7 protein-coding genes are annotated in these 9,080 nt (G+C 60.6%); all 7 read left to right on the forward strand.

From position 1 onward, the window contains the following. Positions 1-367 precede the first annotated feature (367 nt). Complete coding sequence (oxlT, locus tag P3T24_RS13660; protein ID WP_429435265.1) at positions 368-1,699, forward strand: oxalate/formate MFS antiporter; 1,332 nt, start codon at positions 368-370, stop codon at positions 1,697-1,699. Positions 1,700-1,762: 63 nt separating this feature from the next. Next, complete coding sequence (oxc, locus tag P3T24_RS13665) at positions 1,763-3,505, forward strand: oxalyl-CoA decarboxylase (protein WP_429435268.1); 1,743 nt, start codon at positions 1,763-1,765, stop codon at positions 3,503-3,505. Between the two features lie 26 nt (positions 3,506-3,531). Next, positions 3,532-4,782 carry a formyl-CoA transferase gene (gene frc, locus P3T24_RS13670; RefSeq protein WP_074267272.1) on the forward strand — a complete coding sequence of 417 codons (1,251 nt, stop codon included), beginning with the start codon at positions 3,532-3,534 and terminating at the stop codon, positions 4,780-4,782. Positions 4,783-4,888: 106 nt separating this feature from the next. Continuing rightward, a complete protein-coding gene (locus P3T24_RS13675) occupies positions 4,889-5,320 on the forward strand; it encodes a PAS domain-containing protein (RefSeq protein WP_429435271.1) in 432 nt (143 codons plus the stop codon). 463 nt (positions 5,321-5,783) lie between these two features. Continuing rightward, positions 5,784-6,353: a (2Fe-2S)-binding protein gene (locus tag P3T24_RS13680; protein WP_083611605.1), complete on the forward strand. Its 570-nt coding sequence runs from the start codon at positions 5,784-5,786 to the stop codon at positions 6,351-6,353. Continuing rightward, positions 6,353-7,339: an FAD binding domain-containing protein gene (locus P3T24_RS13685; protein ID WP_429435274.1), complete on the forward strand. Its 987-nt coding sequence runs from the start codon at positions 6,353-6,355 to the stop codon at positions 7,337-7,339. Before P3T24_RS13680 ends, P3T24_RS13685 begins: the two co-directional genes overlap by 1 nt. Then, positions 7,336-9,080, forward strand: a 1,745-nt coding sequence (locus P3T24_RS13690; protein ID WP_429435276.1) for a xanthine dehydrogenase family protein molybdopterin-binding subunit, incomplete at its 3' end; no start/stop codon positions are given. The genes P3T24_RS13685 and P3T24_RS13690, both read left to right, overlap by 4 nt.

Here is a 9,080-nt window from a genome sequence, read left to right on the forward strand (position 1 = left end):
TCATTGCTTATGTGTCGGCTCCCGGTACAGCAGCAGCCAAATTCGGTGCCTGGACAGTCGCGTTGCCTTTCTCGCAACCCACGGCCAGCGGCCGCAAACCCCATCCATTAGGTATGCCTAATACAAACCATAAAATGTTTTAACTTTCACTTATTGTTGTTCTCGCGCAGCATCCCTCAGACGCGCTCTACGCCAAACATCTTTCCAGTTGTCGTTGTGATCGACGGTAAGGGTTTTCGTTAGCGCAATTTCGTCTGGCCGACCATTGGCGCTTCATTGCCCACAGGCAAGCCGGCCATGAAGCGATTCGATCACGTAGGTCCAACGCGCCGTTCGAGCGCGACGGAATATACAGGAGACGAAAGACATGGGACATTCCAACGTACCCGGAGGAAGCCGCACGGCCTTCTGGCATCACCGCTGGATGCAACTGGCGATCGGCGTCGTGTGCATGGGGCTCGTCGCGAATCTGCAATATGCGTGGACACTGTTCGTCGTACCGATGGACAACGCTCACCATTGGGGCCAGGCGGCAATCCAGACCGCGTTCACAATCTTCATCGTCACCGAAACCTGGCTTGTGCCCGTCGAGGGTTGGCTCGTCGACAAGTTCGGGCCGCGCCCGGTTGTGATCGGCGGATCGCTGTGTGCGGCGCTCGGCTGGATCATCGACGCGCATGCGAGCAGTCTCGCCGAGCTATACGTCGCGGCAGTGATCGCCGGCATCGGTGCGGGTTGCGTCTACGGCACCTGCGTCGGCACGGCACTCAAATGGTTTCCGGACAAGCGCGGTCTCGCAGCCGGTTTGACCGCGGCAGGTTTCGGCGCCGGCGCAGCTGTCACCGTAATCCCAATCGCCAACATGATCCAGCGCTCAGGCTACGAGCACACGTTCATATTCTTCGGCATTTTCCAGGGCGTCTGCATTCTGCTGCTCGCCACCATGCTGGTACGGCCGAAGCCGCCCGCAACCGCGGTCGCAACCAGACGCGTGGTCGCAAGCAAGATCGACTACACGCCCGGCGAGATGATCCGCTCGCCGCTCTTCTGGGTGCTGTATCTCATGTTCGTGTTCGTCGCGGCCGGCGGCATCATTGCGACCGCGCAGCTTGGGCCCATCGCGAAGGAATACGGCTTCGCCAAACTGCCGGTGAATCTGCTGGGCATCACGCTGCCGCTGCTCACGATGACGCTGTCGATCGACAACTTGTGCAACGGCTTCACGCGTCCGTTGTGCGGTTTTCTGTCGGACCGCATTGGCCGCGAAAACACGATGTTCATGATCTTTCTCGGCGAAGGTCTCGCGCTGCTGGGACTCATGCAGTTCGGCCATAACCCCTACGCATTCATGTTCTTCGCCGCTGCCGTGTTCCTGTGCTGGGGCGAGATCTTCTCGATCTTCCCGGCAACCTGCGCGGATACGTTCGGCAGCAAATACGCCGCGGCTAATGCGGGAACGCTCTATACCGCGAAAGGTACCGCGTCGATGCTGGTGCCGATCGCATCGGTGCTGTCGGCAAACGGCGGCTGGAGCACGGTGTTCATTTCGGCGGCGGTGATCTCGATCACAGCGGCTGTGTCCGCGAAGTTCATCCTCGCCCCCATGAGAAAGCGCTGGATTGAAAATTCTGGCGCGACGGCCGGTGTGGTCATCGCCGAAGCGCGACTGCAGCCATCGCCTGGCGGTTCACCTAAATAAACCACGACGTGAGCGCGCCCTCACGACGAGTCCCACAAAGCCCCGTGACCAAGGAGACATATCATGGCAGAAGCCGATAGGCCCGCAACAGAAGCGACCCCGAAGCAGGAGACAGCCGAGACGACCGATGGATTTCATCTCGTCATCGACGCGCTGAAACTGAACGACATCAGCACCATCTTCGGCCTTGTCGGTATCCCGATCACCGACCTGGCGCGGCTGGCGCAAGCGGAAGGGATGCGTTTCATCGGCTTTCGTCACGAACAGCACGCGGGTAACGCAGCGGCCATTAGCGGCTTCATGACGCAGAAGCCGGGCATCTGCCTGACGGTGTCGGCACCGGGCTTTCTCAACGGCCTCACGGCGCTCGCCAACGCGACCACCAACTGTTTCCCGATGATCCTGATCAGCGGCTCGAGCGAGCGCGAAATCGTCGATCTGCAGCAGGGCGATTACGAAGAAATGGATCAGTTGAACGCGGCCAAGCCGTACGCGAAGGCCGCATATCGCGTGCTGCATGCCGAAGACATCGGTATCGGTGTGGCGCGTGCGATTCGTGCTGCGGTGTCGGGCCGCCCTGGTGGCGTGTATCTGGACTTGCCAGCCAAGCTGCTCGCGCAAACGCTGGACACCGTGAAGGCGCAGCAGTCGCTGGTCAAAGTGGTCGACGCCGCGCCACGTCAGTTGCCGGCGCCGGAATCGGTCAAGCGTGCAATCGACGTATTGAAGAGCGCGAAGCGTCCACTGATCCTGCTCGGCAAGGGGGCAGCGTATGCGCAGGCTGACGCGGAGATCCGCGCGTTCGTCGAGCAAAGTGGCATTCCATATCTGCCGATGTCGATGGCCAAGGGCCTGTTGCCCGATACGCACGAGCAATCGGCGTCGGCGGCGCGCTCGTTCGTGCTGCAGGAAGCGGATGTCGTCGTGCTGATCGGCGCGCGTTTGAACTGGCTGCTCTCGCACGGCAAGGGCAAAACGTGGGGCGCAGAGCCGAAGAAGTTTGTCCAGGTTGATATTTCGCCGACCGAGATCGACAGCAACGTCGCGATTACCGCACCGGTGATCGGCGATATCGGCTCGTGCGTGGCGGCATTGCGAGCAGGCCTCGAGGCGGGATTTTCGAAGCCGAGCGACGAATGGACCGGCGCGATCGCCGAGCGCAAGAGCAAGAACCTCGCAAAGATGGCCGCCACGCTCGACAAGAACCCGTCGCCGATGAATTTCCACAGTGCGCTGCGCGCGATCCGCGATGTATTGAAGACGCGCCCGGACATCAACGTCGTCAACGAGGGCGCGAATACGCTCGACTACGCGCGCAGCATCATCGACATGTACGAGCCGCGCAAACGCTTCGACTCGGGCACGTGGGGAATCATGGGCATCGGCATGGGCTTCGCGATCGGCGCGGCGGTGACGAGTGGCAAACCGGTTGTCGCGATCGAAGGTGACAGCGCGTTCGGTTTCAGCGGCATGGAACTTGAAACCATCTGCCGTTATGACTTGCCTGTTTGCACGATCGTATTCAACAACAACGGCGTGTATCGCGGTACCGACGTGAACCCGACGGGCGGCAAGGACGTCGCGCCGACCGTGTTCGTGAAGGGCGCGCGCTACGACAAGATGATCGAGGCATTCGGAGGTGTCGGCCACCATGCGACCACGCCGGAAGAACTGACCCAGGCGCTGCTTGAAGCGATCGCATCGGGCAAACCGACCTTGATCAATGCCGTCATCGATGAAGCGGCGGGCACCGAAAGCGGCCGCCTGACCAATCTGAATCCGCAAAGCGCGGCAATGAAAAAGTGATCCAGAGTAACTACGGAGATACCAAAGTGACCAAACCTCTCGAAGGCATCAAGATCATCGACTTCACCCATGTTCAGGCTGGCCCGGCGTGCACCCAGTTGCTCGCCTGGTTCGGCGCCGACGTGATCAAGGTTGAACGACCGGGTTCGGGCGACGTGACGCGCAATCAGTTGCGCGACATCCCCGACGCCGACGCGCTGTACTTCACGATGCTCAACAGCAACAAGAAGTCGCTGACGTTGGACACAAAAAAGCCCGAAGGCAAGGAAGTACTCGAAAGACTGATTCGCGAATCAGACGTGCTGGTCGAAAATTTTGGGCCGGGCGCGTTGGACCGGATGGGCTTTTCGTGGGAACGCCTGAACGAACTCAATCCGAAGATGATCGTTGCTTCGGTGAAGGGCTTCAGCGACGGCCATCACTACGACGACCTGAAGGTCTACGAAAACGTCGCGCAATGCGCAGGCGGGGCAGCATCCACCACTGGCTTCTGGGACGGTCCGCCGACCATCAGCGCCGCGGCACTCGGCGACAGCAACACCGGCATGCATCTGGCAATCGGCATTCTGACCGCGCTGCTGGGGCGCGACAAAACCGGTAAAGGCCAGAAGGTCGCGGTGTCGATGCAGGACAGCGTGCTGAACCTGTGCCGCGTGAAGTTGCGGGACCAGCAGCGGCTGGAGCGCGTGGGCTATCTTGAGGAATATCCGCAGTATCCGCACGGCGAATTCAGCGATGTCGTGCCGCGTGGCGGCAACGCAGGCGGCGGTGGTCAGCCAGGCTGGGTGCTCAAGTGCAAGGGCTGGGAAACGGATCCGAACGCGTACATTTACTTTACGATCCAGGGCCATGCGTGGGAGCCGATCTGCAAGGCACTCGGCAAACCCGAATGGATCGATGATCCGGCCTACAAGACTGCCGAAGCACGTCAACCGCATATCTTCGAGATCTTCGGAACCATCGAAGCCTGGCTGGCCGACAAGACCAAATTCGAAGCGGTCGACATCTTGCGCAAGTTCGACATTCCGTGCGCGCCGGTGCTGACGATGAAAGAACTCGCCAACGATCCGTCGTTGCGCGCGAGCGGCACGATCGTCGAAGTACCGCACAAGAAACGCGGCTCGTATCTGACGGTCGGCAGTCCGATCAAATTCTCGGATATGAAGCCGGAAGTCACCGCGTCCCCCTTGCTCGGCGAACACACGGAGGAAGTACTGGCGAGCCTTGGCTACAGCAAGCAGGACATCTTCAACCTGCGTGAAGTCAAAGCGGTTTAACGGTGCAAGGCAGGCCCATTTTGTATGGTTGGTCCTGCAGATACGGCGTCCCTGGTGGCGCCGTATCCGATTCAAGGGTCTGCGGTTTTACGTTGGGGGGAGCGCTATGCAAACAGCTATCGACTTTCAGCAACTCGTCAATGCAGTCGGCGACGCGATTATCATTTCCGATGCCGGCGGCAGCATCACATTGTGGAACCCCGCGGCCGAACGCATGTTCGGCTTTACGCAAAGCGAAGCGCTGGGAAACTCATTGGACCTGATCATTCCGGAACGCTTGCGCGGCCGCCATTGGGACGGCTATCACAAGACCATGGCAACGGGCGAAACCCGCTATGGCAACGACGTACTGCGCGTTCCCGCCACGCATAAGGACGGGCGGGCACTGTCGATTGCGTTTACGGTTGCGTTGCTGCATTCGCCGCAGAATGAGCTTACCGGTATCGTTGCAGTGATCCGTGACGAAACCAGCCGCTTTCAGGAGGATCGCTTGCTGCGCAAGCGCCTTGCGGAACTGGAAGGGGGCGTGGGTGCGTGAGTGGGGACTCGGGAGATTGTGGGGGCAGGTAGAAATGCTGGGGAACCGGCTATACCCGTTGCGCCATCATCTATTGGAATCGGTACGTGTTTTCGACGATATCATCATATTGTTAGCTGGCAGTCCAATGCGAAATCCTCTTCTGGCGGCGGTCCCTCTTCTTACCGCAATCGGTTTGCGCTACCACCATCGTTGTTCATAGGTCTGACTTAAGGGATCGGATACGACTGACCGACGAATCAGGTTACAAGCCGCACGGAGTCCTCACAATATCGGCATCCAAACATCAAAGATTCGCTGCCATACGTTCTGCGCGAATTCTTGCAAACCGACGATGGGCATCTATAATTTTTGGACCGAGCAGATTCTGCCGGTCCTGTCTGTGTTGACTGAAGCCTCATACCGCCAGACTTAGGACGGAGTGAGGCATCCTCGTAAAGACGAGCGTTAGCCGAGGCCTGTCATGAACAACGATTCGTTGACCGCCGTTGCCGGTCCCGCGACAGACGGCGAGACAATCACGGCGAATGGGCAGCCTGATCCAGAAATGGAAACGCGGTTTGCCCCACGCAGGTGGACGCACGTCCAGATCAATGGCGTTGAGCATTCCGTCAACGTGGAAGCAAGGACGACCCTTTTGGATCTGTTGCGCGAACAGGTGCAGTTGACAGGCGCAAAAAAGGGCTGCAACCGCGGAGAATGCGGCGCTTGCACGGTGTTGATGGATAACCGGCGCGTCAATGCCTGCCTCGTGCTCGCAGTCAGTGCCGATGGCAAGAAAATCACCACGATAGAGGGATTAGCGAGTGATGGGGTGCTGCATCCCGTCCAGCAGGCCTTCATTGAGCACGATGCCTTCCAGTGTGGCTTTTGTACCTGTGGCCAGATCATGTCCGCTGTGGGCTGCATTGCCGAGGGACACACCGGTTCCAACGCTGAAATTCGCGAATGGATGAGCGGTAATATCTGTCGCTGTTCTGCGTATCCGCAGATCGCGGCGGCTGTCGAGGCTGCCGCGAAGGAGATGGGCTGATGCGCGACTTTAGCTATGCCTGCGCGACGACGCGGGCCGACGCCCTGACGCTCGCCCAACTGCCCGACGCGGCGGTGCTGGCGGGTGGGACTGAGCTCCTCAACTGGTTCCGCATCGGGATTACCAAACCTGAACGGGTCGTCGATATCAGCCGTGTGCCTGAAATGGATCGCATCGAAGCGTTACCATGCGGGGGGCTGCGGATCGGCGCACTTGCCAGGCTTAACGACGTGGCGCAACACGAACGGGTCCGCAACGCTTATCCCGTCCTGTCGCAGGCTATTCTGAAATCGGCCTCTGCCCAGTTGCGCAATCTTGCGACTATCGGCGGCAATCCCCTGCAACGTGTACGCTGCGCCTACTTCCGTGCCGATGCGCCCACACCGTGCAACAAGCGAGTGGCGGGCTCGGGCTGCGCAGCATTGCACGGCCTGAACGAAAGGCACGCGATCTTCGGCTGGACCGACGAGTGTGTGGCGGTGCAGCCCTCCGACCCGGCGGTGGCGCTCGCTGCACTGGATGCGGTGATCGTAACCGAGGATGCGCAAGGCAGCGGCCGGCGCATTCCCGCACGCAGCTTCCATGTGCTGCCCGACGAAAATCCATCCGCACACACCGTGTTGCGTCATGGCGAACTGATCACCAGTATCGAATTAGGTGGGCCAGCGCCGAAATCTGCATATTTGAAGATTCGGGAGCGGGAGAGTTATGAGTACGCCATCGTGTCCGCGGCGGTAACGCTCCAACTGGACGGCGACGTGATCAACAAGGCGCGCGTTGCTTTGGGGTCCGTAGCAATGCGCCCCTGGCGTCTCGACGAGACAGAGCGACTGCTAGTCGGCGAGCGGCTGGGCTCGGCCGGCGTCGCGGCTGCGGTAGGGGCAAGCTTTGCCGATGCCCGACCGCTATCGTCCAACGGATACAAGATCGCGCTCGCTCGCAACGCTACGCTTCGCGCCATCGAACTCGCGGCGAGTGCGCCATGAACCATTCGGGTGAATCGATTGCACGCCTCGACGGTCCGGTAAAGGTGACGGGCGCGGCCCGTTATGCCGGCGACCAGAATCTGCCAGCACAGCTCTATGCGGTGATGGTATCTGCCACCGTTCCGGCCGGTTGGGTCGAGAAGATCGACGCGCACGAGGCGTTGGCGATGCCCGGTGTTACGCACGTGCTAACCGCCGCCGACATGCCGAAAGTGCATGCAAGGCTGGCCGACATCAGTGTTCCGCCGCTCGCCACCCGCTTCGTTCCGATGCAGACTGACGAAGTCGTTTATGAGGGGCAGCCGGTGGCAATCGTGCTGGCGGAGAGCATCGAAGCGGCCGAGTCAGGTGCGGATTCCGTATGCGTGGACTACCGAGCCACTTCCTTCATCGTGCCCGACACCGCACCAGCCGAACCGCCTGCGCCGGAGCGGGGTGGCTATTCCCATTCGAGTGCTTTGGAATTTTGCAAGGGTGATGCGGCGTCGGCTATCGCCGCCGCACCGCTCAGGACGGGTGCCGAGTACATACAGCCGTCTCGCCACGCAAACCCGATGGAGCCGTGCGCCATCCTGGCAGTCTGGAAGGACAAGCAGCTTACCGTTTACGACTCGGTGCAACACCTGCCGGCGGTTCAAAACACGCTCGCTGCCGCGTTCGGCATCGACCCGGCGTGGGTCCGGGTAGTTTCCCCGTACACGGGCGGCGGATTCGGCGTGAAAGCGTTCGTCTGGCCGCACGAAATCCTCGCCAGCATGGCGGCCTGGGTGACGCGTCGGCCAGTCAAACTGGTGCTCAGTCGGCAGAACATGTACGACATGGTCGGATTTCAGCCGCAGATGACACAAAACGTCGCGTTGGGTGCCAGCGAGGACGGCAAACTGCTTGGCATTGTCCACGCGGTCACCAACATCACGAGCGTCACGGAAGATTATGTCGAGTTCGGATCGATCCCGGGACGATCCTTTTACGCATGCGATAACATCTCGACCAGCCAGAAGGTTCGCCGTGGGAATGTCGTGCTGCCGACCTTCATGCGCTCTCCATGGGACGGCCCAGGTTCATGGTCGCTCGGCTCGGCCATGGACGAACTGGCGCGCACGTTGAAGGTCGATCCGCTGGAGTTGCGGCTCGCCAACTACGCTGAAACCGATCCTGAAAGCGGGAAGTCGTGGTCGTCGAAAAAATTGCGAGAGGCCTATAACGAAGGCGCGCGCCGCTTCCGTTGGCAAGACAGGCCAAAGGGCGGTACGCGCGACGGACATTGGCGCATTGGCTGCGGCCTCGCCGATTGCAGCCAGGGGCAGGCGCGATTCCATACCACCGCGCGAGTACGGCTCAACGCACACGGAATGGCGCGACTGGAATCCAGCTTCTGCGACATTGGCACAGGTCCCGCCACGGTCTTTCCGCAGATAGTCGCAGAAATCCTGGGCCTGAAGCCAGAGGAAGTCAGCGTTCTGGCAGGTGATACCTCACTGCCTTATTCGGGGCCGACTTATGGCTCGGGGACGACGATCAGCACAGGCGCGGCGTTGCAGCAGGCGGCGCAAGGGGTGCGCGCGAAGCTCGCGCGGCTGGCCGGTTGGCCGACGGAAGAGGTGACCATGCGCAACGGGCACATTCTCCATGGCGACAGGTCGCGTAGCATCCAGTCCGTGTTGGACGAGGCAGGCGTCTTTGAACTTGTTTGCGACGGCGCCTTCGACCTGCCTGGCGGGGCGCCCGTTGATATGGGTGC

Origin of the sequence: Paraburkholderia sp. GAS33 (assembly GCF_050436645.1) — a bacterium.
GTDB classification, from domain to species: Bacteria; Pseudomonadota; Gammaproteobacteria; order Burkholderiales; family Burkholderiaceae; genus Paraburkholderia; species Paraburkholderia phenazinium_B.

Coding starts and splice junctions, on each gene's coding strand:
- oxlT (WP_429435265.1), top strand. CDS start 368: ATGGGACATTCCAACGTACCCGGAGGAAGCCGCACGGCCTTCTGGCAT.
- oxc (WP_429435268.1), top strand. CDS start 1,763: ATGGCAGAAGCCGATAGGCCCGCAACAGAAGCGACCCCGAAGCAGGAG.
- P3T24_RS13675 (WP_429435271.1), top strand. CDS start 4,889: ATGCAAACAGCTATCGACTTTCAGCAACTCGTCAATGCAGTCGGCGAC.
- P3T24_RS13680 (WP_083611605.1), top strand. CDS start 5,784: ATGAACAACGATTCGTTGACCGCCGTTGCCGGTCCCGCGACAGACGGC.
- P3T24_RS13685 (WP_429435274.1), top strand. CDS start 6,353: ATGCGCGACTTTAGCTATGCCTGCGCGACGACGCGGGCCGACGCCCTG.